Genomic DNA, 25,623 nt, shown 5'->3' on the forward strand with positions numbered 1-25,623 from the left:
TTGATCGCTCAGGCGCTGGCGATAGCGCTTTGCTTATCAACCGGAGCCACCGTTCGGCGCTTGCCAAAGGCGCGCAGGAAGGTGCGCACGCCATTTGTCGCGGATTGCAGAACTTCGTTCTCCCTTGGTGTACCGCCGAGCATGAAAGTGGTCTGCAACTCGGCATTGACGAGGCCGAGGAACTGGCGCGCCGCCACGTCGGGATCCTCGATATCGAGGTAGCCGCCATAGGCAAGCCGGGCGAAGCGAGCGGCGATTGCCGGCCATGTTCGACCTGGGCCCTGTTCACGCCATTCGGCAAACAGTTCGGGATAGCGTTCGCCTTCGGTCTGGATCAGCTTGCGGAGGAATTTTCCATCGCGGTTGCAGATGCAGTTCTGGTTCAGACGCACTGCAAAGCCGACAAGGTCTACCTCGAGATCGTTAGGCTGGTCGGGGAAGGTGGCGATGGTGGCGAAGATGCCGGCATTGCAGCGTTCGGTGAGATCGCGCACGACGGCAACGAACAGCTTTTCCTTGTCGCCATGATGGTTGTAAATGGTCTGGCGCGAGACCCCGGCTTCGGCGGCAATGAGATCGATGTTGGCTCCTGCGAAGCCCTCCCGGCAGAACACCCCGGCCGCTGCATCGACGATGGATAGACGCTTGGCCTCGTGGCCGCGTGGCCGGAAAGTGTCAGGAGAAGCGCCCAATCTCATGAAAACCATATAGAGGCGATTGACGATTTAGACAAGACTGTCTAAATTTGTGGACACGAGATTTCGGCTCGGAGAGACGAATAAACCGGCTCCTGCGGGAGTCGGAATCCTACGGGATGGAACGTCCTAAGGTCAGACGTCGCCTGGCGGCTGCAACCAGATTCGAAAGAAAGCCTTTATCATGACTCCCAAATTCCTCCGCATCGCGGTCGTGCTCGGCCTTTTGTCCGCCATCGGCCCCTTCGCGATCGACATGTATCTCCCGGCCTTGCCGTCAATCGGTGCGGATCTGAACGCCGGCACCGCGGCCGTGCAGATGAGCCTGTTGATCTTCTTCCTGTCGATGGGCTTCGGTCAGATCGTAGTCGGGCCGATCTCCGACATGGTCGGCCGCAAGCTGCCGCTCTATGGCGGTCTGGCGCTGTTCATGGCTGGCGGCGTCGGTTCGGCAATGGCGCCGACCATCGAATGGCTGATCGCTTTCCGCTTCCTGCAAGGCCTCGGCGCCAGCGCCGGAATGGCCGTGCCGCGCGCCATCGTGCGCGACCTGCACACCGGAACCGAAGCCGCCAAGCTGATGTCGCTCCTGATGCTGGTGTTCTCGGTGTCGCCGATCTTGGCGCCGCTGACCGGCAGCCAGATCATCGAGAATTTCGGTTGGCGCGCCGTGTTCTGGACTGTGACGGGCGCAGCCGCGCTGGCCACCATCCTTCTGGCGACCTCGCTCAGGGAGACCCGGCCGGTCGAGGACCGTGTCGGTTCCTCCTTCGGCACCGCGCTGTCGGGCTACCGCCTGCTTATGGGCGACCGCAACTTCCTCGGCCTGGTGGCGATCGCCGGTTTCGGCATTGCCAGCTTCTTCGTCTACCTGTCGAGCTCGTCCTTCATCCTGATCGGCCATTACGGCCTGTCGCCCTCGGTCTACAGCGTGTTCTTCTCGATCAACGCGGTGGCCTTCATCGGCATGTCGCAGCTGACGGGAGTGCTGTCGGAACGGTTCGGGCTGCGCCGCGTGGTGCGTATCGCGGTGACCGGCTACGCGACCACGATGGTGGTGCTGCTCGCGGTCATGGCGACCGGCATCGACCGGCTCGATGTGATGGCTGCATTGCTGTTCATCGGCTACGGCTTTCTCGGCCTGGTCATTCCGACGACTTCGGTGCTGGCGATGGAAGAGCATGGCGAAATCGCCGGTACGGCCTCGGCGCTGATGGGGACGCTGCACTTCGCCATCGGCGCGCTTGCCATGGGCGTCGCCGGCGTGTTCTTCGACGGCACGCCGCTGCCGATGGTGGCAGGCATCACGCTCTGCGCGGTGATCTCGTTCACTCTCGCCAGGTTTACGCTCGGCCGTTCGCGCGAAGCCGTCGAAGCGCCGGCGGAGTAGGGCAATCACCGCATGTTGTACCAAAAGGCCGGGCGTTCCCGGCCTTTTTCTTGCCGGAACCGGTTGGCGCCTTCGCGGATGCAGGCCGAACAAGGACTTGCGTGCGGGAACTGGTGTCCCGGGCCAAGGATATTCCAGAAGAACGTAAGAAGGGGAGAAGTGGAGGTTTCTGTTGCCAGGTACCTCCGAACCCCGCCTAGAAGTGCGAACCCCTAGGACTTGATTTGAAGCTATCGCACTGCATTAAGCAGCGAGACGTGCTTCCGCATAGTTGTCATTTGCAACTACAGGTTTAGCCCGATGACGGTGGTACTATGCCGGGCAAAAGTACGATCTTTACACCTTCGTCGATCCTATTTCGCCCCCAGCAAAAGCCGCTCTGGTCTCGAGCGGGTTTTGGTGGAGGCGCCGGGTACCGCCCCCGGGTCCGAACGGCTTATTTCATCGCCCATTTATCGCCATAGTCGGTCAAGCCGACAAACCGAATATAGGTCCCGATCATCGAAAATGGAAGGCCGCTACTGCACTTTGTCACGCGACCGAAACCGCCTTTCCGAAGGGTTGACTCGGACGTGGTCTCAACCGAAGCTTCGCAGGCGGTGAGGAGCCCAAGACCGAGCGCGACAGCGCTGAGCGCCACAGCCCTCATCGATCGGAACCGTGGCGACGATGAGGGGATTTTGATGGCCGACTATCTTGCAGACGTAAAGAAATACGACGCCGCGGCAAACGCCGACGCGGTCGAGAAGATCGTCAAGCATCTGGGCATTGCACTCAGGGATCGCGATTCCGCCCTGGTTTCCTGCGCGGACGCCAAGGAACTCGAGCGGGTCAAGGAGAACTGGATTTCCAAGAAACTCGGCGTCAGCGACGCGGCGAAGGCCGATGCTGCGATCGAAAAAGCCTGCAAGGCATTGGCCGCCGACAACAGCAAGAGCCGGGTGACCTTTTACTACCTCGTGGCCAGGGATCTGGGTAAGCTCGAGACGCTCTGAGACTTTTGTCGCGAGCGGCGTTTGATGGCAATCACCGGACGTCAGCACGACCCTCATTGGCGGGGCATTTCTGCTCGTCACTAACTAGGAGAAGATGCCCGCAGCCAGATGAGCGGCGGCGCCAGCCAGGGCTAAGCTGGTCGCAAGGCGGGCGGCCGGGTGCTATTTGATGTCACGTCACCGCGCGCTATGATGCCGGGTATAACCGAATCGAAACCGAAGCCGATGCGCCAATATCTCGACCTTCTGCAGCATGTGCTGGACAATGGCGCCGATCGCGGCGACCGGACCGGCACCGGCACGCGCTCCGTCTTTGGCTACCAGATGCGCTTCGACCTGGCACGAGGCTTCCCGGTCACCACGACCAAGAAACTGCACCTCAAATCGATCATCCATGAGTTGTTGTGGTTCCTGGCGGGCGACACCAACACCAAGTACCTGACAGACCATGGAGTTTCGATCTGGGACGAATGGGCCGACGAGAATGGTGACCTCGGCCCGGTCTACGGCAAGCAATGGCGTTCCTGGCCGGACGGCCATGGCGGTTCGATCGACCAGATCGCGAATCTTCTCAAGGAGATACGCCGCAACCCTCAATCACGCCGGCTGATCGTGTCGGCCTGGAACCCGGCCGAGGTGGAGGCTATGGCGCTGCCGCCGTGTCACTGCCTGTTCCAATTCTACGTGTCCGAGGGACGGCTCTCCTGCCAGCTCTACCAGCGGTCGGGTGACATTTTTCTCGGCGTGCCGTTCAACATTGCCTCCTATGCGCTTCTGACGATGATGGTGGCGCAGGTGACCGGGCTGAAGCCGGGCGACTTCGTCCACACGCTGGGCGATGCGCATCTCTACTCGAACCATTTCGAGCAGGCGCGCGAGCAGTTGAAGCGTTATCCAAGGCCGTTGCCGACCATGTGGATCAATCCGGAGGTCAAGGACCTCTTCGCATTCCGCTTCGAGGATTTCCGACTGGAAAACTACGTCGCCGATGCCAGCATTAAGGCACCGATCGCGGTCTGAAGCGCGCTTTCAATTCATACAGACAGCACGTCGGCGACCTTGAACACGGCGTAGGCTTGTTTGCGTGAGCTGAATCTTCGCTGAAAATCTCCTTCGCGGTACGCGACCTCATCATCTCGGGCTTCCGCCACCCCGGCACACTGTCTGCGCCGCGCAAAAAGCCTTCCCTTGTTATATTCATCCGGATATATCGGTCATCAGACTTTAAGATGAGGGAGAGTTTCCGATGTTTCGCAGAGAGTTCGGGTTGAGGGCGATCGCCATGGGCGGGCTTGCGGCGACGTTGATGTCGGCGGTGCCGGCCGCACATGCCGAAGGCAAAGTCGTTGTGTTCGCGGCGGCCAGCCTCAAGGACGCGCTCGATGCGGTGAACAAGACCTGCGAGGCCGATGTCGGCGAGGCCGCGACCGTATCGTATGCGGCGAGCTCGGCATTGGCCAAGCAGATTGAGAGTGGAGCGCCGGCCGACGTCTTCATCTCGGCCGACCTCGACTGGATGAAATATCTCTCCGACAGGAAGCTGACCAAGCCCGACACCGAGGTGAAGCTGCTCGGCAACGAGATCGTGCTGGTGGCGCCGAAGGATTCGACGGTTGAAACCAAGATCGAGAGCGGTTTTGACCTGGCCAGGCTGGTCGGCGACGGCAAGCTCGCCATGGGTGATGTCAAAGCCGTGCCGGCCGGCAAGTACGGCAAGGCGGCACTGGAATCGCTTGGCGTCTGGTCGTCGGTCGAAGGCAAGGTCGCGCAGGCGGAGAACGTTCGCGCGGCCTTGAAACTGGTGTCGACCGGCGAAGCCGCGCTGGGTATCGTCTATGCTACGGACGCCAATGCCGACAAGACGGTCAAGGTGGTTGGCACCTTCCCGGAGGCGTCGCATCCGCCGATCATCTATCCGGTTGCCCAGACCGCGGATTCGAAGGACAAGCATGCGGCAGCTTTGCTGAAATGCTTGCAGACCGCCAAGGCCGGCGCACTCTTCAAGGAATACGGCTTTACCGTGCTCGCGCCCAGCAACTGAAAAGGGCCTGACCTCACAATATGACCTGGTTGCTGGATCTCAGTCCCGACGAATGGAATGCGGTCTGGCTGTCGATCAAGGTGGCGACGGTGGCGATGCTTTTCAGCCTGCCGCCGGGTATCTTGATCGCGCTGCTGCTTGCCCGCGGACAGTTCTGGGGCAAGACGTTGCTCAACGGCGTGGTTCATTTGCCGCTGATCCTGCCGCCGGTGGTGACCGGCTACCTGCTGTTGCTCACCTTCGGCCGGCGCGGTCCGGCGGGCGCATTTCTCGCCGAGCACTTGGGCATCGTCTTTTCATTCCGGTGGACAGGTGCCGCACTGGCCTGTGGCATCATGGGTTTTCCCCTGATGGTGAGGGCGATCCGGCTCTCGATAGAGGCTGTCGACCGTCGGATGGAGGCGGCGGCCGGAACGCTGGGGGCCAGTTCTTTGTGGGTATTCGTCACGATCACGCTGCCGCTGATCCTGCCCGGCCTGATAGCCGGCGCCATCCTTGCCTTTGCCAAGGCGATGGGCGAGTTCGGCGCGACAATCACCTTCGTGTCCAACATCCCCAATGAAACGCAGACCTTGCCCTCGGCGATCTACACCTTCACACAGGTGCCGGGCGGCGACGAGGGCGCGCTGCGGCTGACGCTGATTTCTATCATGATCTCGATGGCGGCGCTGGTCGCCTCGGAAGTCCTGGCGCGGCGCGTCGGCCGGCGAATGGGCATCGAATGAGCGTCCTCGTCGACATCAGCCATCGGCTCGGCGATTTCGCCATCGATGCCCGCTTCGAGAGCGGCGGGCGGCTCATGGCGCTGTTCGGCCCTTCCGGATCGGGCAAGACGACGCTTATCAACATGATCGCCGGGCTTATCCGGCCCGGCAAGGGTCGCATCGAGGTGGACGGCCGCGTGCTCGTGGATTCGGGCGCTGGGATTTTCGTGCCGAAGCACAAGCGCCGCATCGGCATGGTGTTCCAGGATGCGCGGCTGTTCCCGCATATGAGCGTCGCCGGCAATCTGCGCTATGGCCGCTGGTTCACACCGCCGGGCGAGCGCTACGCTGACATGGACACCGTTGTAGACCTCCTCGGCATCGGCTCTTTGCTGGACAGGGGGCCGGCAAAACTGTCGGGCGGGGAGAAGCAGCGCGTGGCTATCGGCCGGGCGCTGCTGGCCAGTCCGAAATTGCTGCTCATGGACGAGCCACTGGCTTCGCTCGACGAGGCGCGCAAGGCCGAAATCCTGCCCTATATCGAGCGGCTGCGCGACGAGATGAAAATCCCGATCGTTTATGTCAGCCACTCGGTGGCCGAGGTTTCGCGGCTCGCCAGCGACGTGGTGATGATGGCGCAAGGCAAGGTCGTTGCCGGTGGCCCTACGGAGGCGGTCATGCAAAGGCTCGACCTCCTGCCGGCGGAGGAGCGCAGCGAAGGCGGCGCGGTGCTCGACGCCAGGGTGCTGCGCCATGACGACAGCTTCGGCATGAGTGTGCTCGCCTCAGCGGCCGGCGAGATCCGCGTGCCGCGCCTGGCAATGAAGGCGGGCGCCCCGGTGCGCATCCGTATCCGGGCACGCGATGTGATGATCGCCACGCAACAGCCAACCGGTTTGAGCGCGCTCAACATTCTGCCTGGCACCATTGTCGCCATCGGCCGGGGCGAGGGGCCGACGGTCGACATTGCCATCGATTGCAATGGCGCAACCGTGCTGGCGCGCATCACCGAACAATCCAGGCAAATGCTGAAGCTTCAGCTTGGCGGACACGTTTTCGCCGTGGTCAAGACGGTGAGCTTCGACCGCGCCAACACCGGCGCCGGACTGCCTAGCGATATTCATGGTTGATCCACCGTTATGTCCTTTTGGAATAGCGGTATGGCTTAAGAACGTCTAGAATGGCTGGTGCGTGATGATGGAGAACACATGCCGTCGCTGAGCTTGCGCATAAATCTCGATCCCGACGGGCGGATCGGGCCGGGCAAGATAGAGCTGCTGGAGCAGATCGCGGCCTTTGGCTCCATCTCGGCCGCGGCGCGCGGCATGGAGATGTCCTACAAGCACGCCTGGGACCTGGTCGAGGACATGAACAGGGTGTTCGGCAAGCCGCTGGTCGCCGCGCAAACAGGCGGTCGCAGGGGCGGTGGCGCGCAGCTGACATCGGTCGGCCTTGCTGTGGTCAGCCGTTTCCGCGCCATCGAGCGTGCCGCGACGGCGGCCGCGGCAACGCATATGCAGGCGCTGCAATCGGAGATCGACGCGGGATAGGGAAGTCCCCAGCGAGTAGTTCAGAGGCGCAACATGCTTCATGCCGCGCTGCTATCGTATTGCCCTACGCCTCGCCCGGTTTGCGCAGCAGATATGTGTCCATGATCCAGCCCTTCCTCAGGCGGGCTTCCTCGCGAACTTTTTCGATCTGTGCGCCGACATCTGCGAGCCGGCCGGAGATGATGATTTCGTCCGGTGTGCCGAGATAGGCGCCCCAATGGATAATCAGATCCTTGTCGGCCAGGGTGTTGAACGCGCATTTTCCGTCGAGCATAACGACGGTGCTGCCGGCATTGTCGGCCAAGCCTTCCAGGGTCAGGCGGCGGCCAGTGGTGACAAGGATGGAATCGCCGATGCGGTTCAGCGCCATTTTGTGGCTGGCGGCGAGCGCCTGGATCGCGGTGATACCGGGGATCACCTCAAACTCGAATGCAACATTTTCCCTCAGCCGCACGCGTTCCAGGATGCGCAGCGCGCTGTCATAGAGGGAGGGGTCGCCCCAGATCAGGAAAGCGCCGCAGCCATTCCCGGCAATCTCGTCGCGGATCAGGCCCTCGTAGATCGCGGCGATGGCCTCGTGCCAGTCATCGACGGTCGGGCGATAGGAGGGCGCCGGCTCGGCGCGCACCGGAACGTCGAATTCGACACGGCGCGAGTTGGGGTTGGTGACGAAGCGGTCGCAAATCCGGCGGCGCAGATCCGCGAGGTCGTTCTTTGCCTCGCCCTTGTCGGGGATGAACAGGACGTCGGCGCGATTGAGGGCGTCGATGGCCTGAACGGTCATGTGGTCGGGATTGCCGGCGCCGATGCCGATGACGAGAAGCTTTCGCATGGAGCGAACTCCTGCCCGATCGAGGCCGGTTAGTCCAGACCGCGTCGCCACCGGCCCCTGCGGTCTCGAAGGGCTTTGAAACGCCACATTGAAATCGCTAGGCTCACATGGCAATCATCGCCTAGGGGGCTTCCATGTTGCGATACGTCCTGACCGCCATGCTGACGCTGGGCGTCGCACCAGCCTTGGCCAATGATTCGGTCGCCGAGCTCGGCACCGGCGGCCTGATCCTGTCGCGGAGCGACGCGGTGGCCATGCAGAGCGAGGATCTGTTCATCTCGCCGCAAAAGGTCACGGTCGACTATGTCTTCCACAACAACACCGACAAGGACGTGGAGGCGATCGTCGCCTTCCCGATGCCTGACATATCGGGCGATCCCGAGGAGATGCCGGCGATCCCCGAGGACCAGAGCGATAATTTCCTTGGCTTCGAGGTGACGATCGACGGCGTGGCGGCAAAGCCGCAGCTGGAGCAGAAAGTGTTCGCTCTCGGCATCGACATCAGCGCCGACCTCAAGGCGCAGAATGTGCCGTTCAATCCGTTCGGCAATGCGGCCAAGGCAGCGTTGGCCAAGCTGGCGCCGGCTGTGGTCGAGGACTGGGTCAACCGCGGCATCATCATCGAGGACAGCGCGGAGTCTGCGGACGGCACGACCCCCGCCTATGCGCCGTTCTGGCAGCTCCGCTCGACCTATTGGTGGCGCTCGACCTTTCCGGCCAACAAAGACGTTCATGTTTCCCATCGCTACAAGCCAAGCGTCGGCGGCACGTCCTCGGTCAGCTTCTTTTACGACGGCCAGTTCCAAGGACCATACGCCAGCTACAAGACCCGCTATTGCATGGACGGTGGATTCGAGGACGCCGTGCGGAAGGCCGCGAAGAACGGTCCGGACGGCTATCCTCCGTACCACGAGAGCCGGATCGCCTATATACTGACGACGGGGGGGAACTGGGCGGCCGGCAGCATCGGCAAGTTCAAGCTAACCGTCGACAAGGGCAACCCTAAATCCCTGGTCTCGTTCTGCGGCGACAATGTCAGGAAAACCAGCCCGACAACCTTCCAGATGACCGCGGAGGATTTCTATCCGGAGCACGACATTGACATCCTGATCCTCGATCCGTCGAACAGCAATGGCGGGGACGCGAACTGATGGACGTCGCGATCTATGTTGCCATCGCCGAGAATGGCGTGATTGGACGGGATGGAGGGCTGCCCTGGCGGCTGTCGACCGATCTCCGGCGCTTCAAGGCCGACACTATGGGCAAGCCCATCATCATGGGCCGCAAGACCTTCGAAGGTATCGGCCGCCCGTTGCCGGGCAGGCTGAACATCGTCGTCACCCGCGACAAGGCATGGCGCGCCGAGGGGGTCGAGGTGGCGCACACGCTGGAGGCCGCGATCCAGCTGGCCAGGGTGCGTGGGCGCTGCATGGCTGGGGTGGACGAAGTCTGTGTCATCGGCGGCGGCGAGATCTACGCCCAGGCGCTGCCATTGGCCGACCGGCTGCATGTCACCCATGTTCTGGCCACGGTCGAAGGCGATGCGCATTTCCCCGCCATCGATCCCGAGTTCTGGCGCGTCGTCGGTTCGGAGGACGTTGCGGCCGGCGAAAAGGACAGCCACGCCACGCGCTATTCGGTTTACGAGCGACGCCCCGAGACAGAGCAGCCAAAAACGGGCATTGAAGACGACAAAGGGTCGCGACCGGCCTAAATCGAGCCAAGTCGGCACCGCATCGCGTTGAAAGCGCTTCATGGCGTCCCTATAGAAGAAACTGACTGGATTTGCGCCGAGACTCCGGCGCTTGAGGGAATTCCAAGCGAAAGGACATTCATGCCCTGGAACGACAAGAGCGGCGGTGGCGGCCCATGGGGTGGCGGCGGCAACAATCAGGGGCCTTGGGGGCAGGGTCCGAAGGGACCGAGCGGTCCGCAGGGCTCGCCTCCCGACCTCGAAGACATCATCCGCCGCGGCCAGGACCGCCTGCGCCGCGCACTGCCAGGCGGCGGGGGCTCAAGCCCGGCGATTTTCGCTCTGATCGCGGTGGCGCTCGTGGCGCTTTGGGCCTTCAAGGCGGTCTATACCGTGCAGCCCGACGAAGTGGCTGTCGAACTGCGTTTCGGCAAGCCGAAACCTGAGCTGTCCCAGCCCGGCCTGCATTTCCATTGGTGGCCCCTCGAAACCGTGGAGACGGCAAAGATTTCCGAGCAGCTCGTCGACATCGGTGGCGGCAACACCAGCGGCAATGGCCTGATGCTCTCAGGCGACCAGAACATCGTCAACGTCCAGTTCTCGGTGGCCTATCAGGTCTCCGATCCGCGCGCCTATCTGTTCGACGTCTCCGACCCAGACGGAATGCTGCGGCAGGTTGCCGAAAGCGCCATGCGCGAGGCTGTCGGCCGCCGGCCGGCGCAGGACATCTTCCGCGACGATCGCCAGGGTATCGCAGCTTCCGTGCGTGAGATCATCCAGACGACGCTGGACGGCTACAAGGCCGGCCTCAATGTCAACGCCGTATCGATCGAGGACGCGGCGCCGCCGCGCGAAGTGGCCGACGCCTTCGACGAGGTGCAGCGTGCCGAGCAGGACGAAGACAAGTTCGTCGAGCAGGCCAACCAGTATTCAAACCAGAAACTCGGCCAGGCACGCGGCGAGGCCGCACAGGTCCGCGAAGATGCGGCCGCCTACAAGAACCGGGTCGTACAGGAGGCCGAAGGCGAGGCGCAGCGCTTCATCTCCGTCTATGACGAATATGCCAAGGCGCCGGACGTGACCCGCAAGCGCCTCTATCTCGAAACCATGGAGAGGGTGCTGAAAGATTCCAACAAGGTGATCGTCGAGCAGGGCAACGGCCAAGGGGTTGTCCCCTATCTGCCGCTGCCGGCATTGCAGCCGAAGGCGCCGGTGCCGGCCGCTAGCGGCGTGACGGGAGGTGCCCAGTGATGGCCAATCGTCTCCCCATCTTCGTCGTCGTCGCGGCGGTTATTCTGTTCCTGATCTATTCGTCGGTCTTCGTGGTCAATGCGCGCCAGCAGGCACTGGTTCTCAGGTTCGGCGAGATCGTCGACGTCAAGAGCGAGCCGGGAATCTATTTCAAGGCGCCGTTCTCGTTCTTCGACGCCGACACGGTGCAGCTTATCGAGAACCGGGTGCTGCGCTTCGACCTCGACAATATCCGCGTGCAGGTGTCGGGCGGCAAGTTCTATGAGGTCGATGCCTTCATCGCCTATCGCATCTCGGATCCCCGTGTTTTCCGCTCCGCGGTTTCCGGTCAGATCGAACTGGCCGAAGCGCGGCTCCGCACGCGTCTCGACGCAGCCTTGCGCCGCGTCTACGGCCTGCGCGATTTCGAGGCCGCTCTCTCCGAAGAGCGGGCGGTTATGATGCGCGAGGTTCGCGACCAGCTCAGGCCCGACGCCACGTCGCTTGGCCTGCAGATCGAGGATGTCCGCATCCGCCGCACCGACCTCACTGCCGAGGTTTCGCAGCAAACCTTCGACCGCATGAAGGCCGAACGCCTGGCTGAGGCCGCGCGGCTGCGGGCCAGGGGCAACGAAGCGGCGCAACGCATCACGGCGCGCGCCGATCGCGAAGTGGTCGAGATCGTTGCCGAGGCGCGCAAGGAATCCGAGATCCTTCGCGGCGAGGGCGAAGCCCAGCGCAGTGCGACCTTCGCGGGAGCCTATCAGCGTGATCCGGCCTTCTTCGATTTCTACCGGTCGATGAACGCCTATGGCACGGCTCTGGACAATACCGGAACGACGATGGTGCTGTCGCCGAGCTCGGAGTTCTTCCGCTTCTTCCGGGATCCGAGCGGCAAGGAGACGCCGTCGACGCCGGGCTCGTCCACTTCGGGGCCGGTTGTTCCGCCGCCGGCACCCGCGGCGCCTGCGGCTCAACCCGCCACCGGCCAGTAGGCGCCGGTGCAGGATTTTCTCGCCGCCATCGGCCTCGTCCTTGTGATAGAAGGTCTGGTCTATGGCGGCTTTCCCGGCCTGGCCAGGAAGCTTGCCACCGAGGTGCTGTCGCTGCCTGAGACGATCTTGAGGATCGCCGGGTTGGCGTCGATCGCCATCGGTGTCGGCATCGTCTGGCTCGTCCGGAGTGGATGAGGGCGGGCGCTTCGTTATAGGGCAAGGGGTGATTTGTCCCTGGCGGATGGTCATAGCCGCAAACGTGCCGTATTTCTTGCCAACATGGCGCCACGCGGCGTTTTCGTCGAAGCGCTTTTTCTTTCAGAAATACCGGGAGGCTTCTCGATGACATCCAATTCTCTTTTGCGCGCGGCGCGGCGGACGCTGATCGCGGGCGCGGCGGCACTGCTCCTAGGCACTGCGTCTGTCCCATCTTTCACGACGCCGACCTTCGCCGCCGACGGACCGGCCTCGGTCGCCGATCTGGCGGAAGGGCTGCTTGGCGCGGTGGTCAACATCTCGACCTCGCAAACGGTCAAGGGCACGGAAGGCCCAGGTGCGGTGCCGATGCCGCAGCTTCCCGAAGGCTCCCCCTTCCAGGATTTCTTTGACGACTTTTTCAAGAACCGGGGTGGCGACAAGGATGGCGGATCGCAAAAGGTCCAATCGCTGGGCTCTGGTTTCGTGATCGATGCGGAGCAAGGCATCGTCGTCACCAACAACCATGTGATCGCCGACGCCGACGACATTGAGGTCAACTTCTCCGACGGCAGCACGCTAAAGGCGACACTCGTCGGGACCGACACCAAGACGGATGTCGCGGTGTTGAAGGTCGACCCGAAGGGCCACAAGCTCACGGCGGTCAAATTTGGCGATTCGACCAGGATGCGTGTCGGCGACTGGGTGATGGCCATCGGCAATCCCTTCGGCCTCGGTGGCACGGTTACGGTCGGCATCGTCTCTGCCCGCAACCGCGACATCAATTCCGGTCCCTATGACGACTTCATCCAGACGGATGCCGCGATCAACCGCGGCAATTCGGGCGGCCCGCTGTTCAACACCTCCGGCGAGGTGATCGGCATCAACACCGCGATCATTTCGCCCTCGGGGGGCTCGATCGGCATCGGCTTCTCGATCCCCTCGCAACTCGCCTCGGGCGTCGTTGACCAGTTGCGCCAGTTCGGCGAGACCCGGCGCGGCTGGCTCGGCGTGCGTATCCAGCCGGTGACGGACGACATCGCCGAGAGCCTCGGCATGGCGACCGCCAAGGGGGCCCTGGTGGCCGGTGTCATCAAGGGTGGGCCGGTCGACAATGGCAGCATCCAGGCGGGCGACGTCATCATCAAGTTCGACGGCAAGGACATCCATGAAATGCGCGACCTGCCGCGCGTGGTCGCCGAAAGCCCGGTTGGCAAGGCGGTCGATGTGCTGGTCGTGCGCAAGGGTGTCGAGCAAACCGTGAAGGTGACGCTCGGCCGCCTCGAGGATGGCGAGAAGCTCGCGAGCGGCGAGGACGACAAGAACACGGATCAGGACAAGGGCGATAAGGCACCGCCGGTTTCGACCGCCTCGGTGCTTGGCATGACCGTCGGAGAACTGAATGACGAGACGCGCAAGAAGTTCGGCATCGCCGCCGATGTTTCTGGCGTCGTGATCACCGACGTCGCCAAGGATTCTGCTGCCGCCGAACGCGGCATCCAGCCCGGCGAGGTTATCACCGAGATCGCCCAGGAATCCGTTGCCACGCCGAAGGACGTCATGGAGCGGATCGGCGCGCTTAAGGAGCAAGGCCGCAAGAATGCGCTTCTGATGCTGGCTTCCAAGACGGGCGAGTTGCGTTTCGTGACGATCCGTATGGACTGATTTTACAATCCATACGGTTGGATGGAGATCCAATCCGGCGAGTTCAAAAAGGCGGCTAACCAGCCGCCTTTTTCGTCTGCCGGTCTTCGCGCGACAGCCGATAGAGCACATGCCGCCTGAGCGCTGCATGGCTGTCGGGAATAGCGGGCTGATCGAAATCGGCTGAGGGATCGTGCGTCATGCCGAGGCGCTTCATCACGGCGGTCGAGCGGTGGTTTTGCGCGACCGCGAAGGAGACGATCTCGTCGACTGCCAATGTCTCGAAACCGTATGTCAGCCAAGCCTGAGCGGCCTCGGTGACATAGCCCTTGCCCCAGAATTCAGGAGCCAGACGCCAGCCGATCTCGATCGCACCCGCAGGCAGGACGTCGATGTCCTCTGTTGCAGACAGACCGACGAAGCCGATACATTCGCCAGTGGCGGCGATCTCGGCCGCCGCGAAGCCGTAGCCCGCCTCGTCGATCAATGCGCGGATCTCGTCCATCTTGGCGTCGGCGGCGGCACGGTCACGCCGGAACGGGAAGAATGCCATTACGCGCTCATCGGAGTTGATGCGATGGAAGAGTTCGCGGTCGCGCTCTTGCCAGTTGCGCAGGATAAGACGCGCGGTGCGCATAGGTTTCATTGAGCGAACTGGTCCCGGCGATAGCCCTGCATATAGAGCAGCGCGGTCAAGTCCCCATGGTCGATGCGGACCTTTGCCTGTGCCGCCACCGCGGGCTTGGCGTGCAGCGCTACCCCGGTGCCGGCAAGGTGAATCATGTCGAGGTCGTTGGCGCCATCGCCGACGGCGATAACGTCGCCCGGTGTCAGGCCGAGGCGCGCTGAAATCTCGATCAGCGCTTCGGCTTTTGCAGCCCGTCCCAGGATCGGCTCTCGGACCAGGCCGATGAACCGCCCGTCCTGTTCCAGCAGCCGGTTGGCGCGATTCTCCTGGAAGCCGAGCAAGGCGCCGATGCGGGTTGTGAAAACTTCGAACCCGCCTGACACGAGAGCCGTCCAGGCGCCGTTGGCCCGCATGGTTTTGACCAGGGTGGCACCGCCGGAAGCCAGCGTCAGCCGATTGGCGACGATGCGGTCGACCACGGCGGCGTCGAGGCCTGCCAGCAATGCGACGCGCTCGCGCAAGGCTGGCTCGAAGGCGATCTCGCCATTCATCGATCGTGCTGTGATGGCGGCGACGCGATCCTTGACGCCGATCTCGTCGGCCAATTCGTCGATACATTCCTGGTCGATCATGGTCGAATCCATGTCGGCGACGAGGATTTTCTTCCGGCGCGTTTCAGCCTGCTGCACGATCACGTCGATCGACTGCGTCGCGAGTGCGGTGCGCAGGGTTGCAAGAGCATCCGCGGCGTCCATGGTCAACGGCAAGGCAAGATCGCAGGCGATGCCTTCGTCAAGCCATGCAACAGCGCTTGCGCCGACCGCCTGCGACGCCATATTCGCAAGCGACGCCGACAAGGCGCGTTCGGTGGGATGGGAAACAAGGGTGGCGACTAGCGGCATGGAAGATTCCGGCGGACAGGCGGGCGAGGGCCGCGTGAAGAACGCGATCCTGATAGCCGGGCCGACCGCGAGCGGCAAGTCGGCGCTGGCGCTCGAACTGGCCCAGCGCAAGGGTGGTGTGATCGTCAACACCGATTCCATGCAGGGCTATTCGGTCCTCGACGTGCTGACCGCGCGACCGGGTCCTGCCGATCTTGGCCGTGCGCCGCATTTTCTCTACGGCCATGTCCATCCTGCCACCGCCTATTCCACCGGCGCCTGGCTGCGTGATGTGATGAGGCTGATCGACGATGGAGTCTTGGGGAAAGGGCCGGTGATTTTTGTCGGCGGCACCGGTCTCTATTTCCGCGCGCTGGCCGAGGGCATTTCCGAAATGCCCGAAATTCCGCAACGGATTCGTGACCGCTGGCGCTACGAACTCAAGGAGCAAGGCGCCGTCAAACTCTACGATCTGCTGCTGCGCCAGGACTCGGCCGTCGCAATGACCTTGAAGCCGACTGATAGCCAGCGCGTGGTGCGCGCGCTTGAAGTGCTGGACGCGTCGGGCCGCTCGATCCTCGAGTGGCAGGCTGAGCGCGGGCGCCCGCTGATCGACAGGGAGAGTGCGCGATTGTTTGTGATCGAGCCTGATCGCGCGGCCTTGGTCGGCCGCATCCAGGCGCGCTTCGACCGGATGCTGGATCAGGGCGCGCTCGAGGAGGTGAAGCGGTTGACGGCGCTAAACCTTGATCCGGATTTACCGGCCATGAAAGCCATCGGCGTTCGCGAATTGGGAGCCGCGATGGCTGCGGAGATGGATATTGCCGAGGCCATCGAGCGCGCCAAGATCGCGACCCGGCAATATGCCAAGCGGCAGGCGACGTGGTTCAGGCACCAAATGGGGCCGGAATGGCAACGTATCCATTCTCGTGACGATCTGGAAACCATGTTATGACGCGCATCTTCTCTACAACCTGAAAAGTTGACGCTCAGGGAAGGTTTCGCGTTATGGTTGTCGGAATTTAACCCTCCGTAAGGTCGGCCATGTCATAAGGTCGGCGGGTGCTTTTCGACTGGGGAGCAGATGCGTTTCCACAAGGCGGAATCAGCGTTTTTCGTCTTTATCTTCGTGATCCTGGCCGCCGGCCTGGTGACCCTCTACAGCTATGGGCAGATGCAGAGCTTCACCGCGGAACTGCACTCGGTTTCGAGTCTCGACAAGGTCGTCTATCTCAATAAGTTGCTGGTGGCGATCGGAGTCCTCCTGGCCACCGCGCTGTTCTTCGGCATCTTCTTCATCTATCCGCTGATCCGCAGGCAGGCCAAGGAAGAGGGCAAGCTGCGCGCCATGACGGTATCGCTCAGCGCCCGTTCCGAAACGCTGGAACATGCCGCGCTGACCGACAGCCTGACAGGCATGCAGAACCGGCGCTATTTCGACGATGCGCTGAGGGAGTATCTGGAGGAGTTCCGGCGCATCGAAAAGCCCGTCGGCCTGATGATCCTCGACCTCGATCATTTCAAGTCGGTCAACGACAGCCACGGCCATGATGTCGGCGACGACGTCCTTAGGGCCGTCGCCAATTGCCTCAAGGACATGACGCGCTATCACGACGTGGTGGCACGGCTGGGCGGCGAGGAGTTCGCCGTGGTCACGCCCAACATGGATTCCGAACTCCTGGCGAAGTTCGCAGAGCGCATCCGCAGAGCGATTGCCAGCATGTCGGTCCTGTCGGGTCATGTGCGCCTCAAGGTGACCACCAGCGTCGGGCTTGCCGTCTGGGACGGGAACGAGACGGCGGAGGATTTCTACCGTCGCGCCGATCGCCAGCTCTATGAGGCCAAGAGGCAAGGCCGCAACCGGGTCTGCGCCTAAAATCCGTCTTGAATCGCGGCCGGTTGCAGCTGTTTTCGCGCTTCCGGTGCTCATGGACTGAATGTCCGCTCCGCTCCGGTTCTCGAAAACAGGACTCAGGCTGACGAATTCCCTGACGGGATTTACCCAAGGCGCTCGCGAAGCCGGACCTGTTGGCTTGGTGCTTCTTCCAGTCGATCGGCCGGAGATTGGACTCAACCGCTCCGCGGGCGTAGGCCGAATGTCGCGGGCTTGAGGCCGTAGCGCATGTCGAAGTCTTCGTCGGGCTGGATGCGGGAAGGCTGCGGCTTGCGATAATCGGGATCGCCGGCCTGGCGGCTGGAATCGACCACTTCAGCGAAGGGCATGCCCTGCTGCGTGTGGGTGGGTACGTTGCGCAGCCGATCGACGATTGCGACCAGATCGACTTCGCCGGACTTCAATGTGTCCTCTTCGTGCCGTGCGGCGCCGGGGATCAGTTCGGCCGCCAATTTCTCGAATTTCAGCCGCATGGTCGTCGCGACGCCTTCGCCGAAGGCGATGGCCTCGCGCTGGCCCATCGACGACAGGAAGGCCAGGGTCGAAGCCGAAGAATCGGCGATCGCCGAGCGGATGATCGCCTGGTCCTGCTCATTGGCAAGTCGCATGGCGAAGAAGGTCGAACATTGCGACAGGATGGTCGGGTCGAGTTCGCCTGGACGCTGGGTGACGACGCCGAGATAGCAGCCATATTTGCGACCTTCCTTGGCGATGCGCGACAGCGCGTGCCTGGTCGGCGCGAAGCCGAGCCGCGGATCGGCGGGCATGTAGCGGTGCGCTTCCTCGCATAGCAGGAGCAATTGCAGCTTGCCTTCGCTCCATAAGGCGAGGTCGAAGGCCAGGCGCGCCAGCACCGAACAGACGGAATTGACCACTTCGGACGGCATGCCGGCCATTTCGAAGCAGGTCACCGGGCGGCCATGATGCGGCACGCGGAAGATGTTGCCGATCGTTTCGTGGATGGTGTCTTCGATCAGGCGCGAATTGAACATGAACCGATAGCGCGGATCCGAAGCTGCCGATTCGATGCGGGTCTTCAACGATTTCAGGGTCGGGCGATCATTCTTGCTTTCCAGCATGCCCATGCGCTCGTCAATCTGCTTGATGAGGTCGGCGATGCGGTAGGGCACGGGCGTATCGGCGGTCAGTCCATCGCCGCCACGCCGCAGGAACGCACCCGAATTCGGCGTTCGGTAGAGGTTCTTGGCGATCGGAATGAGGTCGCGCAGCGCATCGATTTCCTCCGGTACGGTCTCGCGCCCGCGAAACAGCACCTCGGCGAATTCTTCCAGCTTGAACATCCAGAACGGCAGGTCGAGCGTCTTGGAATCGACCCGGACGCAATATTCAGGAAGCGATGCCGCAAACTCATTGTGCGGATCGAGGATCAGGATGCGCAGGTCGGGCCGCGCCACGATCGACTTGCGCAAGAGCAGCGAAACGGCGGTGGATTTGCCGACGCCGGTGGTCCCGACGATGGCGAAGTGTCGGGCCAGCGTGTCGTCGATAGCGATGTTGGCGGCGATCGCCTCGTCCTGGGAAAGCGCGCCGATGGTGATCGAATGACGCCCAGCCAGGTCATAGACGGCCTGCAGGTCGTGGCTGCGGATGCGATGCGCAACGGCGCCGATATGGGGGTAGGTGGTGATGCCGCGGTCGAAGATCGGTTTGGCGCCGGGCTCGGCTGCGTCGCGCACCTCTCCGATAAGTTCGATGCTGACCTCGATCGGGTTCTGGCCCTCATTGCTCCAGGCACGGTCCGACTTGCCGATCGCATAGACCAGACCGACGGTTCGCGTCGCGCCCAGATTGATGGAAATCATCTTGCCGACTGTCCACAGGCCTGTGACTGCGCCGTCGATGTCATCGGCATAGGCACTGATGGTGGCGCGGGCCCCGTCGCATTGCACCACATTGCCGAGTATGCGCCGTTCGCTTTGTATCGCGTCGCGGCGTTCCTGAGATGTCAGTTCGCCGACGGAGGCTTCGTGTTCGACAAACATGGAGAGGCCGTTTCCCATTTCCCAAGCTGTGATCCTACGAAACCTGGGTTAAGGTCGGATGAGGCAGGAGGGTTTAAGAGGGCTTAAGAAACCCGCTACGATTGTAGACAAGCGGTGTTGCTTCGGACGGAGACATCCTGTTCGGCACGGTGACGCTGCTCGACCGTCCACCCACCGCATGGCGGACTGACCAGCACAAAGATTTGCTGGAAGCGTACCGGCCGCAAGCGGGGCAGGTCGGCTGCCGGTCATGGGCGCCCCGAGGCGGGGGCGCTCGCAGCTAACCCTTGTGGTACACCTCCTGCAGCCCATAGACGGGCGTAGGCAAACCGACCTGCCTGGCCTTAAGCTGCAGCGCCAGGAACTGCGAATAGTGACGCGACTGGTGGAGATTGCCGCCGTGGAACCAAAGCGCCTCCTGTTGGGTCGGCTTCCACATGTTGCGCTGCTCGCCTTCCCAGGGGCCTGGATCCTTGGTGGTGTTCGAGCCAAGTCCCCAGCATTTGCCGACCTTGTCGGCGACCTCTTTCGAGATGAGGTCCGCCGCCCAGCCGTTCATCGAGCCGTAGCCCGTGGCGTAGACGATGACATCGGCGGGCAGTTCGGTGCCGTCGCTAAGCAGCACCGAGTGCTCCCTGATTTCCGTGATGTCGACGCCGCTCTTCAGCTTGATGGCGCCGTCGATGATCAACTGCGAGGCGCCGATATCGATGTAGTAGCCCGAACCGCGCCTGAGATATTTCATGAACAGGCCGGAACCGTCATCGCCCCAGTCGAGCATGAAGCCGGCTTTTTCCAGTCCTTCGTAAAAGGCAGCGTCACGCTCCTTCATCTTCTGATAGAGCGGGATCTGGATGTCAGGCAGGATCCTGTAGGGCAGCGAAGCGAAAATCAGGTCCGCCTTGGCGGTTGTCATGCCGTTTTGCACCGCTTGTTCCGAATAGAGCGAGCCGAGGCCGATATCCATGAGCGTGTCGGATTTGACGATATGGGTCGAAGAGCGCTGCACCATGGTGACGTCGACGCCGGCTTCCCAAAGTGCGGCGCAGATGTCGTGGGCCGAATTGTTGGACCCGACGACGACGACCTTCTTGCCAACATAGGCGTCTGGCCCGGGATGTTTGGAGGAATGGTGCTGCTCGCCCTTGAAGCTCTCCATGCCCTTGAATTTCGGAATGTTGGGCTTGCCGGATTGCCCTGTGGCTAGCACCAATTGCCTTGGCTTGAGCGTGATATCCTTGCCGTCACGGCGGACGACGACCGTCCATTCTTTCGTCGCCTCGTCATAGGAAGCGCTCCTGGCTTCCGTGGAAGACCAGTAGTTCAGCTCCATAACCTTGGCGTACATTTCCAGCCAGTCGCCGATCTTGTCCTTCGGCGAGAAGACCGGCCAGTTCTTCGGGAAGTCGATGTAAGGCATATGGTCGTACCAGACCGGATCGTGCAGGCAGAGCGACTTGTAGCGGTTGCGCCAGCTGTCGCCAGCCCGCGCGTTCTTCTCGATGATGATGGTGGGCACGCCGAGCTGCCGCAACCGCGCGCCGAGCGCGATGCCGCCCTGGCCGCCGCCGATGATGACCGTGTCGGGCTGGGTCACGAAGCCCAGCTCGGCTGCCTCCTTCTCGCGCTCCTCCTTCCAGGTCGGACGGTTCTTGCCCGAACCATGTTTGGCGCCCATTGGCCGCGCAAAGCCGGATGGCTCTTCATGGCCCTTCAACTCGACCATGGTGGTGAGCAAGGTCCAGATCCTGCCGTCTTTCAGCCTTATGTGGCCGAAACCGCGCGCCAAATCCGTCTCGAAGCTGATCCAGCCTTCGATCAGCCCGCCGCTTTCGGTGGCGTCCTCGCCCTCGGCAATCGCGAAGTGAGAGGGCTTGGTCTTCGACAACTGGCTCTTCAGCATGTCTCGGATCTGGTCGCGCCCTTCCATGGTCTTGATGTTCCAGGTGAAGGCCACGAGGTCGCGCCAGTAGCAGTCCTCCTGAAAACAATCGACCGCCAATTCGATGTCGCCGGCGGCGAGAGCGCCGCCGAATTTATCGAGCAAGTCGGACAGTTTCTTGTTTGGGGCCTTGTCGAGCATGCGTTTCCTCCGTGGTCGGACCGCTTCTTGATCGAGCGGATGCGAGTCGGACATGGGCGTCCGGAACGGGCGAAGTATTTCGCGAAAACTGGTCCGGCGTCACGTCCTCCAATAGTTTGGAGTGTTTTCAACGGGTTATCCATGCATTTGGCACGAAAGGACCTGCAATTGCCCGACCAGGACTGGGCGACGCCATCGGCCCCTTGTGATAAATCGCCCGCATATTGGCCGTTGACAGCGCTGCAAAACCAATCCTATTGTCCGCCATCATGAAAAAGGCACTCATTCTCGTAGTAGGAAGGCGCGTGGGCAAGGCGGTGTAACCGCCGGGCGAACCCCCCCCATGCGCAAGACACAGGCTCCCTCGGGGGCCTTTTTTATTGCCCATGACACGACTAAACGACCAGCAATCGCCAGACGGCGGACAGTACGGGACCATACCGATGAGCAACGGACAGAGTGAGCGGCGCGAAATGACGGGCGCCGAAATGGTGGTGCAGGCGCTGAAGGACAATGGCGTCAAGCATGTGTTCGGCTATCCGGGCGGCGCTGTTCTTCCGATCTATGACGAGATCTTCCAGCAGGACGAGGTCGAGCACATACTGGTCCGCCACGAGCAGGGCGCCGGCCATGCGGCGGAGGGCTATGCGCGTGCGACGGGCATGGCTGGAGTGATGCTGGTGACGTCTGGACCCGGCGCCACCAATGCGGTGACCCCGCTGCAAGATGCGTTGATGGACTCCATTCCCTTGGTCTGCCTGACCGGCCAGGTGCCGACATCGCTGATCGGCTCCGACGCGTTCCAGGAGTGTGATACGGTCGGCATCACGCGTCCCTGCACCAAGCACAACTGGCTGGTGAAGGACGTCAACGACCTCGCGGCCACGATTCACGAGGCTTTCCATGTCGCGACGACGGGCCGTCCCGGGCCGGTCGTGGTCGACATCCCCAAGGACGTGCAGTTCGCCAAGGGGTTCTACGTGCCGCCGCAGATTGCGCCGCGCACCAGCTACCAGCCCAAGGTCCAGGGGGACCTGGACAGGATCAAGGCTGCGGTCGAGCTGATGGCCAGCGCCAGGAAGCCGATCATCTATTCGGGCGGCGGCGTCATCAATTCCGGCCCGGAAGCGAGCCATCTGCTGCGCGAACTGGTCGATCTGACGGGCTTCCCGATCACCTCGACGCTGATGGGGCTGGGCGCCTATCCGGCATCGGGCAAGAACTGGCTGGGTATGCTCGGCATGCATGGCACCTACGAAGCCAATATGGCCATGCATGATTGCGACGTGATGATCTGCATCGGCGCGCGCTTCGACGACCGGATCACCGGGCGGCTCAATGCGTTTTCGCCGAATTCGAAGAAGATCCACATCGACATCGATCCGTCGTCGATCAACAAGAACGTCCACACCGATGTGCCGATCATCGGCGATGTCGGCCGCGTGCTTGAGGATATGGTGCGGTTGTGGCGGGCGAGCGCCAAGGCCGACAAGAAGGCGCTCTATCCCTGGTGGGAGCAGATCGCCAAATGGCGCGGTCGCGATTCACTGGCCTACAAGATGAATCACGACGTCATCATGCCGCAATATGCCATCGAGCGGCTCTACGAGTTGACCAAGGACATGGACACCTACATCACCACCGAGGTCGGCCAGCACCAGATGTGGGCGGCGCAGCACTATCATTTCGAGAAACCGAACCGCTGGATGACGTCGGGCGGCCTCGGCACGATGGGCTATGGCCTGCCGGCGGCTCTCGGCGTGCAGATCGCGCATCCCGATGCGCTGGTCATCGATATTGCGGGCGACGCGTCGGTGCAGATGACCATGCAGGAGATGAGCGCTGCGGTTCAGCACGACGCGCCGATCAAGATCTTCATCCTCAACAACCAATATATGGGGATGGTGCGGCAGTGGCAGCAGCTGCTGCACGGCAACCGGCTTTCGCATTCCTACACCGAGGCGATGCCCGATTTCGTCAAGCTGGCCGAGGCCTATGGCGGCCATGGCATCCGCTGCGAAAAGCCGGATGAACTCGATGATGCGATCAAGGAGATGATCTCGATCAGGAAGCCGGTGCTGTTCGACTGCCGCGTGGCGAACCTCGCCAACTGCTTCCCCATGATCCCGTCCGGCAAGGCGCATAATGAGATGCTGTTGCCCGACGAGGCGACCGACGAAGCGGTGGCCAACGCCATCGACGCCAAGGGCAGGGAGCTGGTTTAGCCAGTCGTGTCCGAGCAGGCTTGTCGCAAGAAGCCGTGCGCGAACGCAGAGTTAGAACAAGAGTTTGAAATCGAGATTCATGTCATGAACGCACAGCTTCAACCGACCGGCTCCGCCTATTTCATTGCCAAGGAAACCGAGAAGCCCGAGAACCACACGCTCTCCGTCCTGGTCGACAATGAGCCGGGCGTGCTTGCCCGGGTCATCGGTCTGTTTTCGGGGCGCGGCTACAACATCGAGAGCCTGACCGTTTCCGAGACCGAGCATGAAAAGCACCTGTCGCGCATCACCATCGTGACGCGCGGCACGCCGCATGTGCTGGAGCAGATCAAGCACCAGCTCGAACGCATCGTGCCGGTTCACCGCGTGGTCGATCTCACCGTGCGCTCGCACGAATCCGGCCAGGAGCGGCCGCTGGAGCGGGAACTGGCGCTGGTCAAGGTGGCCGGCACCGGCGAAGCCCGAGTCGAGGCGCTGCGGCTGGCCGATGCGTTCCGCGCCAGCGTCATCGACGCCAACACCGAGCATTTCATCTTCGAGATCACCGGCAAGGGCACCAAGATCGATCAGTTCATCGCCATCATGAAGCCGCTCGGCCTGATCGAGATCTGCCGCACCGGCGTGGCTGCTTTGAACCGCGGCCCGCAGGCGATGTAGTCGTCATTTCTCGGTATACGCGAGCTTCGAAGGGTGGCGCGCCCGCCGCGGCCGGCTGTGGCGGTCGCATCCCAATGGTGGAGCGACGGCGCTGTTTTTGTCCGGGAGGACATCGTGTCACTCGAGTCGTTCCTTGCTCTGCTCGTCTACGCCTTTGTGACATCGATCACGCCGGGGCCGAACAACCTCATGCTGCTGGCCTCCGGCGTGAATTTCGGCATTGCCCGGACGGTGCCGCACATGCTGGGCATCAGCATCGGCTTTCTGGTCCTGTTGCTCGCCGTCGGCTTCGGGCTTGGGGCGGTGCTGGCGGCGTTCCCGGCGCTGCACAACGCGCTCAAGATCGCCGGCGGCGCCTATCTGCTCTATCTCGCCTGGAAGATCGCCATGTCGCGCTCATTGAGCGGCAGGGGTGAGGCGGATGCGCGGCCGATGCGCTTCATCGAGGCGGCGGCGTTTCAGTGGGTCAACCCCAAGGCCTGGGTGATGGCGATCACCGCCATGGCGGTCTACACGAACCCCGATCACCCATTCATCTCGGTGGCTCTGATCTCGATGGCCTTTGCTGCCGTCAACCTTCCAAGCGTTTCGATCTGGGCGGGATTCGGTACGGCGCTGCGCGGATTCCTGTCGGACCCGGTGCGGTTGAAGTGGTTCAACATCGTGATGGGCGTGATGCTGGCCGCGACGCTTTGGCCGATGTTGCGCTGAGGACCGGCCCAAAGACTTCGGCGCAGCCCCTTGGAAATCCCTTGTCTTCCAGCCAAGATATCTCGCCGTACCTCTTGGGAGGCCCCGATGGAAAGTCACGAGCCGTTCTTACGCGAGGCGATTGCGCTCTCGAAATCGGCAATGGAGCGCGGCGACGAGCCGTTCGGCTCCGTGCTGGTGAAGGACGGCGAGGTCATCCTGCGCGCCGAGAACAGTGTCTTCACCGGGCATGATATGACCAACCACGCCGAATTGAACCTGGTCAAGCTGGCGGCGCGGGACTACGACCGGGCTTTTCTTGCTGGCTGCACCCTCTACACGAGCACCGAACCCTGCGCGATGTGCGCTGGCGCAATCTACTGGTCAGGCATCGGGCGCATGGTGTTTGCCTGCTCCGAAGCGCGGCTTGGCGAGATCGCCGGGATTGGGTTGAACGTGCCCAGCCGTGCGGTCCTGGAAACGGGCGCGCGCGTCGTCACCGTGATCGGCCCGATCCTTGAAGACGAGGCCGCCGAACTTCATCAGGCGTTTTGGCCGAGGCATCTGGGCAAGGCTTAAAGCCAAACCTGCGGTGTCC

Annotated in this window: 25 protein-coding genes and 1 other RNA gene; 19 read left to right on the plus strand and 7 right to left on the minus strand. The window is 62.4% G+C overall.

The features are described from left to right. Window positions 1-8: 8 nt before the first annotated feature. Window positions 9-698: a TetR/AcrR family transcriptional regulator gene (locus LB513_RS09195; RefSeq protein ID WP_224663161.1), complete on the minus strand. Its 690-nt coding sequence runs from the start codon at window positions 696-698 to the stop codon at window positions 9-11. A 181-nt stretch (window positions 699-879) separates the two neighbouring features. Here LB513_RS09195 and LB513_RS09200 point away from each other — a divergent pair, with 181 nt between their 5' ends. Then, window positions 880-2,085: a multidrug effflux MFS transporter gene (locus tag LB513_RS09200; protein ID WP_224663162.1), complete on the plus strand. Its 1,206-nt coding sequence runs from the start codon at window positions 880-882 to the stop codon at window positions 2,083-2,085. Between the two features lie 158 nt (window positions 2,086-2,243). Here LB513_RS09200 and ssrA read toward each other — a convergent pair. After that, window positions 2,244-2,602, minus strand: a transfer-messenger RNA (tmRNA) gene (gene ssrA / locus LB513_RS09205). A gap of 166 nt (window positions 2,603-2,768) precedes the next feature. Between ssrA and LB513_RS09210 the strand changes: the two genes are divergently transcribed. The 6 genes from LB513_RS09210 to LB513_RS09235 all read left to right on the plus strand — a co-directional run bounded on the left by LB513_RS09210 (window position 2,769) and on the right by LB513_RS09235 (window position 7,375). Further along, on the plus strand, window positions 2,769-3,080 hold the full coding sequence (locus LB513_RS09210; protein ID WP_224663163.1) for a DUF2853 family protein: 312 nt from the start codon (window positions 2,769-2,771) through the stop codon (window positions 3,078-3,080). Between the two features lie 225 nt (window positions 3,081-3,305). After that, entirely contained in the window at window positions 3,306-4,100 is a 795-nt protein-coding gene (locus tag LB513_RS09215) for a thymidylate synthase (RefSeq protein WP_224663352.1), read from the plus strand. 226 nt (window positions 4,101-4,326) lie between these two features. Beyond that, window positions 4,327-5,121 (plus strand): molybdate ABC transporter substrate-binding protein, encoded by a 795-nt coding sequence (gene modA / locus LB513_RS09220; RefSeq protein WP_224663164.1) that lies wholly within the window; start codon window positions 4,327-4,329, stop codon window positions 5,119-5,121. Between the two features lie 20 nt (window positions 5,122-5,141). After that, window positions 5,142-5,846, plus strand: coding sequence for a molybdate ABC transporter permease subunit (gene modB, locus LB513_RS09225; RefSeq protein WP_224663165.1), 705 nt, complete (start codon window positions 5,142-5,144; stop codon window positions 5,844-5,846). After that, entirely contained in the window at window positions 5,843-6,955 is a 1,113-nt protein-coding gene (gene modC, locus LB513_RS09230) for a molybdenum ABC transporter ATP-binding protein (protein ID WP_224663166.1), read from the plus strand. The genes modB and modC overlap by 4 nt, the downstream gene beginning before the upstream one ends. A gap of 78 nt (window positions 6,956-7,033) precedes the next feature. After that, entirely contained in the window at window positions 7,034-7,375 is a 342-nt protein-coding gene (locus LB513_RS09235; protein WP_224663167.1) for a winged helix-turn-helix domain-containing protein, read from the plus strand. Between the two features lie 64 nt (window positions 7,376-7,439). Here the strand turns inward: LB513_RS09235 and cobF are convergent, their stop codons facing one another. After that, a complete protein-coding gene (gene cobF, locus LB513_RS09240) occupies window positions 7,440-8,207 on the minus strand; it encodes a precorrin-6A synthase (deacetylating) (protein ID WP_224663168.1) in 768 nt (255 codons plus the stop codon). Window positions 8,208-8,341: 134 nt separating this feature from the next. On the opposite strand from cobF, the gene LB513_RS09245 reads away from it, so the two are divergent. From LB513_RS09245 to LB513_RS09270, 6 genes are all read left to right on the plus strand, one after another. Beyond that, the gene (locus tag LB513_RS09245; RefSeq protein WP_224663169.1) at window positions 8,342-9,358 is read left to right on the plus strand and encodes a DUF4424 domain-containing protein; all 1,017 of its coding nucleotides are present in this window, start codon (window positions 8,342-8,344) and stop codon (window positions 9,356-9,358) included. Beyond that, a complete protein-coding gene (locus tag LB513_RS09250) occupies window positions 9,358-9,921 on the plus strand; it encodes a dihydrofolate reductase (RefSeq protein ID WP_224663170.1) in 564 nt (187 codons plus the stop codon). The genes LB513_RS09245 and LB513_RS09250 overlap by 1 nt, the downstream gene beginning before the upstream one ends. A gap of 120 nt (window positions 9,922-10,041) precedes the next feature. Then, window positions 10,042-11,151, plus strand: coding sequence for an FtsH protease activity modulator HflK (gene hflK, locus LB513_RS09255; RefSeq protein ID WP_224663171.1), 1,110 nt, complete (start codon window positions 10,042-10,044; stop codon window positions 11,149-11,151). Further along, window positions 11,151-12,125: a protease modulator HflC gene (hflC, locus tag LB513_RS09260; RefSeq protein WP_224663172.1), complete on the plus strand. Its 975-nt coding sequence runs from the start codon at window positions 11,151-11,153 to the stop codon at window positions 12,123-12,125. Before hflK ends, hflC begins: the two co-directional genes overlap by 1 nt. A 6-nt stretch (window positions 12,126-12,131) precedes the next feature. Next, the gene (locus LB513_RS09265; protein WP_224663173.1) at window positions 12,132-12,320 is read left to right on the plus strand and encodes a DUF2065 domain-containing protein; all 189 of its coding nucleotides are present in this window, start codon (window positions 12,132-12,134) and stop codon (window positions 12,318-12,320) included. Window positions 12,321-12,467: 147 nt separating this feature from the next. After that, on the plus strand, window positions 12,468-13,985 hold the full coding sequence (locus LB513_RS09270; RefSeq protein ID WP_224663174.1) for a DegQ family serine endoprotease: 1,518 nt from the start codon (window positions 12,468-12,470) through the stop codon (window positions 13,983-13,985). Between the two features lie 55 nt (window positions 13,986-14,040). Here the strand turns inward: LB513_RS09270 and LB513_RS09275 are convergent, their stop codons facing one another. Further along, window positions 14,041-14,610 carry a GNAT family N-acetyltransferase gene (locus LB513_RS09275; protein WP_224663175.1) on the minus strand — a complete coding sequence of 190 codons (570 nt, stop codon included), beginning with the start codon at window positions 14,608-14,610 and terminating at the stop codon, window positions 14,041-14,043. Beyond that, window positions 14,607-15,494 (minus strand): phosphoserine phosphatase SerB, encoded by an 888-nt coding sequence (gene serB, locus LB513_RS09280; protein WP_224663176.1) that lies wholly within the window; start codon window positions 15,492-15,494, stop codon window positions 14,607-14,609. Before serB ends, LB513_RS09275 begins: the two co-directional genes overlap by 4 nt. On the opposite strand from serB, the gene miaA reads away from it, so the two are divergent. After that, window positions 15,493-16,428: a tRNA (adenosine(37)-N6)-dimethylallyltransferase MiaA gene (gene miaA, locus LB513_RS09285; RefSeq protein WP_224663177.1), complete on the plus strand. Its 936-nt coding sequence runs from the start codon at window positions 15,493-15,495 to the stop codon at window positions 16,426-16,428. The two genes, serB and miaA, sit on opposite strands and share 2 nt — an antisense overlap. 129 nt (window positions 16,429-16,557) lie before the next feature. After that, window positions 16,558-17,349, plus strand: coding sequence for a GGDEF domain-containing protein (locus LB513_RS09290; RefSeq protein WP_224663178.1), 792 nt, complete (start codon window positions 16,558-16,560; stop codon window positions 17,347-17,349). A gap of 194 nt (window positions 17,350-17,543) precedes the next feature. Here LB513_RS09290 and LB513_RS09295 read toward each other — a convergent pair whose 3' ends face one another. Together LB513_RS09295 and LB513_RS09300 are read right to left on the minus strand one after the other, a co-directional pair. Next, the gene (locus LB513_RS09295; RefSeq protein ID WP_224663179.1) at window positions 17,544-19,370 is read right to left on the minus strand and encodes an ATP-binding protein; all 1,827 of its coding nucleotides are present in this window, start codon (window positions 19,368-19,370) and stop codon (window positions 17,544-17,546) included. 280 nt (window positions 19,371-19,650) lie between these two features. Beyond that, window positions 19,651-21,453: an NAD(P)/FAD-dependent oxidoreductase gene (locus tag LB513_RS09300; protein ID WP_224663180.1), complete on the minus strand. Its 1,803-nt coding sequence runs from the start codon at window positions 21,451-21,453 to the stop codon at window positions 19,651-19,653. A gap of 443 nt (window positions 21,454-21,896) precedes the next feature. Here LB513_RS09300 and LB513_RS09305 point away from each other — a divergent pair, with 443 nt between their 5' ends. The 4 genes from LB513_RS09305 to LB513_RS09320 all read left to right on the plus strand — a co-directional run bounded on the left by LB513_RS09305 (window position 21,897) and on the right by LB513_RS09320 (window position 25,604). After that, on the plus strand, window positions 21,897-23,678 hold the full coding sequence (locus tag LB513_RS09305) for an acetolactate synthase 3 large subunit (RefSeq protein ID WP_224663181.1): 1,782 nt from the start codon (window positions 21,897-21,899) through the stop codon (window positions 23,676-23,678). A gap of 84 nt (window positions 23,679-23,762) precedes the next feature. After that, on the plus strand, window positions 23,763-24,335 hold the full coding sequence (gene ilvN / locus LB513_RS09310; protein ID WP_224663182.1) for an acetolactate synthase small subunit: 573 nt from the start codon (window positions 23,763-23,765) through the stop codon (window positions 24,333-24,335). Between the two features lie 114 nt (window positions 24,336-24,449). After that, window positions 24,450-25,046, plus strand: a complete 597-nt coding sequence (locus LB513_RS09315) for a LysE family translocator (protein WP_224663183.1) — start codon at window positions 24,450-24,452, stop codon at window positions 25,044-25,046. Between the two features lie 87 nt (window positions 25,047-25,133). Continuing rightward, entirely contained in the window at window positions 25,134-25,604 is a 471-nt protein-coding gene (locus LB513_RS09320; RefSeq protein ID WP_224663184.1) for a nucleoside deaminase, read from the plus strand. Window positions 25,605-25,623: the final 19 nt, after the last annotated feature.

Origin of the sequence: Mesorhizobium sp. ES1-1 (assembly GCF_020164785.1) — a bacterium.
Classification (GTDB): domain Bacteria; phylum Pseudomonadota; class Alphaproteobacteria; order Rhizobiales; family Rhizobiaceae; genus Mesorhizobium.

What these genes read in the sequence shown, in the direction of transcription:
- LB513_RS09195 (WP_224663161.1), bottom strand. Translation starts at nt 698, where the DNA reads ATGAGATTGGGCGCTTCTCCTGACACTTTCCGGCCACGCGGCCACGAG.
- LB513_RS09200 (WP_224663162.1), top strand. Translation starts at nt 880, where the DNA reads ATGACTCCCAAATTCCTCCGCATCGCGGTCGTGCTCGGCCTTTTGTCC.
- LB513_RS09210 (WP_224663163.1), top strand. Translation starts at nt 2,769, where the DNA reads ATGGCCGACTATCTTGCAGACGTAAAGAAATACGACGCCGCGGCAAAC.
- LB513_RS09215 (WP_224663352.1), top strand. Translation starts at nt 3,306, where the DNA reads ATGCGCCAATATCTCGACCTTCTGCAGCATGTGCTGGACAATGGCGCC.
- modA (WP_224663164.1), top strand. Translation starts at nt 4,327, where the DNA reads ATGTTTCGCAGAGAGTTCGGGTTGAGGGCGATCGCCATGGGCGGGCTT.
- modB (WP_224663165.1), top strand. Translation starts at nt 5,142, where the DNA reads ATGACCTGGTTGCTGGATCTCAGTCCCGACGAATGGAATGCGGTCTGG.
- modC (WP_224663166.1), top strand. Translation starts at nt 5,843, where the DNA reads ATGAGCGTCCTCGTCGACATCAGCCATCGGCTCGGCGATTTCGCCATC.
- LB513_RS09235 (WP_224663167.1), top strand. Translation starts at nt 7,034, where the DNA reads ATGCCGTCGCTGAGCTTGCGCATAAATCTCGATCCCGACGGGCGGATC.
- cobF (WP_224663168.1), bottom strand. Translation starts at nt 8,207, where the DNA reads ATGCGAAAGCTTCTCGTCATCGGCATCGGCGCCGGCAATCCCGACCAC.
- LB513_RS09245 (WP_224663169.1), top strand. Translation starts at nt 8,342, where the DNA reads ATGTTGCGATACGTCCTGACCGCCATGCTGACGCTGGGCGTCGCACCA.
- LB513_RS09250 (WP_224663170.1), top strand. Translation starts at nt 9,358, where the DNA reads ATGGACGTCGCGATCTATGTTGCCATCGCCGAGAATGGCGTGATTGGA.
- hflK (WP_224663171.1), top strand. Translation starts at nt 10,042, where the DNA reads ATGCCCTGGAACGACAAGAGCGGCGGTGGCGGCCCATGGGGTGGCGGC.
- hflC (WP_224663172.1), top strand. Translation starts at nt 11,151, where the DNA reads ATGGCCAATCGTCTCCCCATCTTCGTCGTCGTCGCGGCGGTTATTCTG.
- LB513_RS09270 (WP_224663174.1), top strand. Translation starts at nt 12,468, where the DNA reads ATGACATCCAATTCTCTTTTGCGCGCGGCGCGGCGGACGCTGATCGCG.
- LB513_RS09275 (WP_224663175.1), bottom strand. Translation starts at nt 14,610, where the DNA reads ATGAAACCTATGCGCACCGCGCGTCTTATCCTGCGCAACTGGCAAGAG.
- miaA (WP_224663177.1), top strand. Translation starts at nt 15,493, where the DNA reads ATGGAAGATTCCGGCGGACAGGCGGGCGAGGGCCGCGTGAAGAACGCG.
- serB (WP_224663176.1), bottom strand. Translation starts at nt 15,494, where the DNA reads ATGCCGCTAGTCGCCACCCTTGTTTCCCATCCCACCGAACGCGCCTTG.
- LB513_RS09290 (WP_224663178.1), top strand. Translation starts at nt 16,558, where the DNA reads ATGCGTTTCCACAAGGCGGAATCAGCGTTTTTCGTCTTTATCTTCGTG.
- LB513_RS09295 (WP_224663179.1), bottom strand. Translation starts at nt 19,370, where the DNA reads ATGTTTGTCGAACACGAAGCCTCCGTCGGCGAACTGACATCTCAGGAA.
- LB513_RS09300 (WP_224663180.1), bottom strand. Translation starts at nt 21,453, where the DNA reads ATGCTCGACAAGGCCCCAAACAAGAAACTGTCCGACTTGCTCGATAAA.
- LB513_RS09305 (WP_224663181.1), top strand. Translation starts at nt 21,897, where the DNA reads ATGAGCAACGGACAGAGTGAGCGGCGCGAAATGACGGGCGCCGAAATG.
- ilvN (WP_224663182.1), top strand. Translation starts at nt 23,763, where the DNA reads ATGAACGCACAGCTTCAACCGACCGGCTCCGCCTATTTCATTGCCAAG.
- LB513_RS09320 (WP_224663184.1), top strand. Translation starts at nt 25,134, where the DNA reads ATGGAAAGTCACGAGCCGTTCTTACGCGAGGCGATTGCGCTCTCGAAA.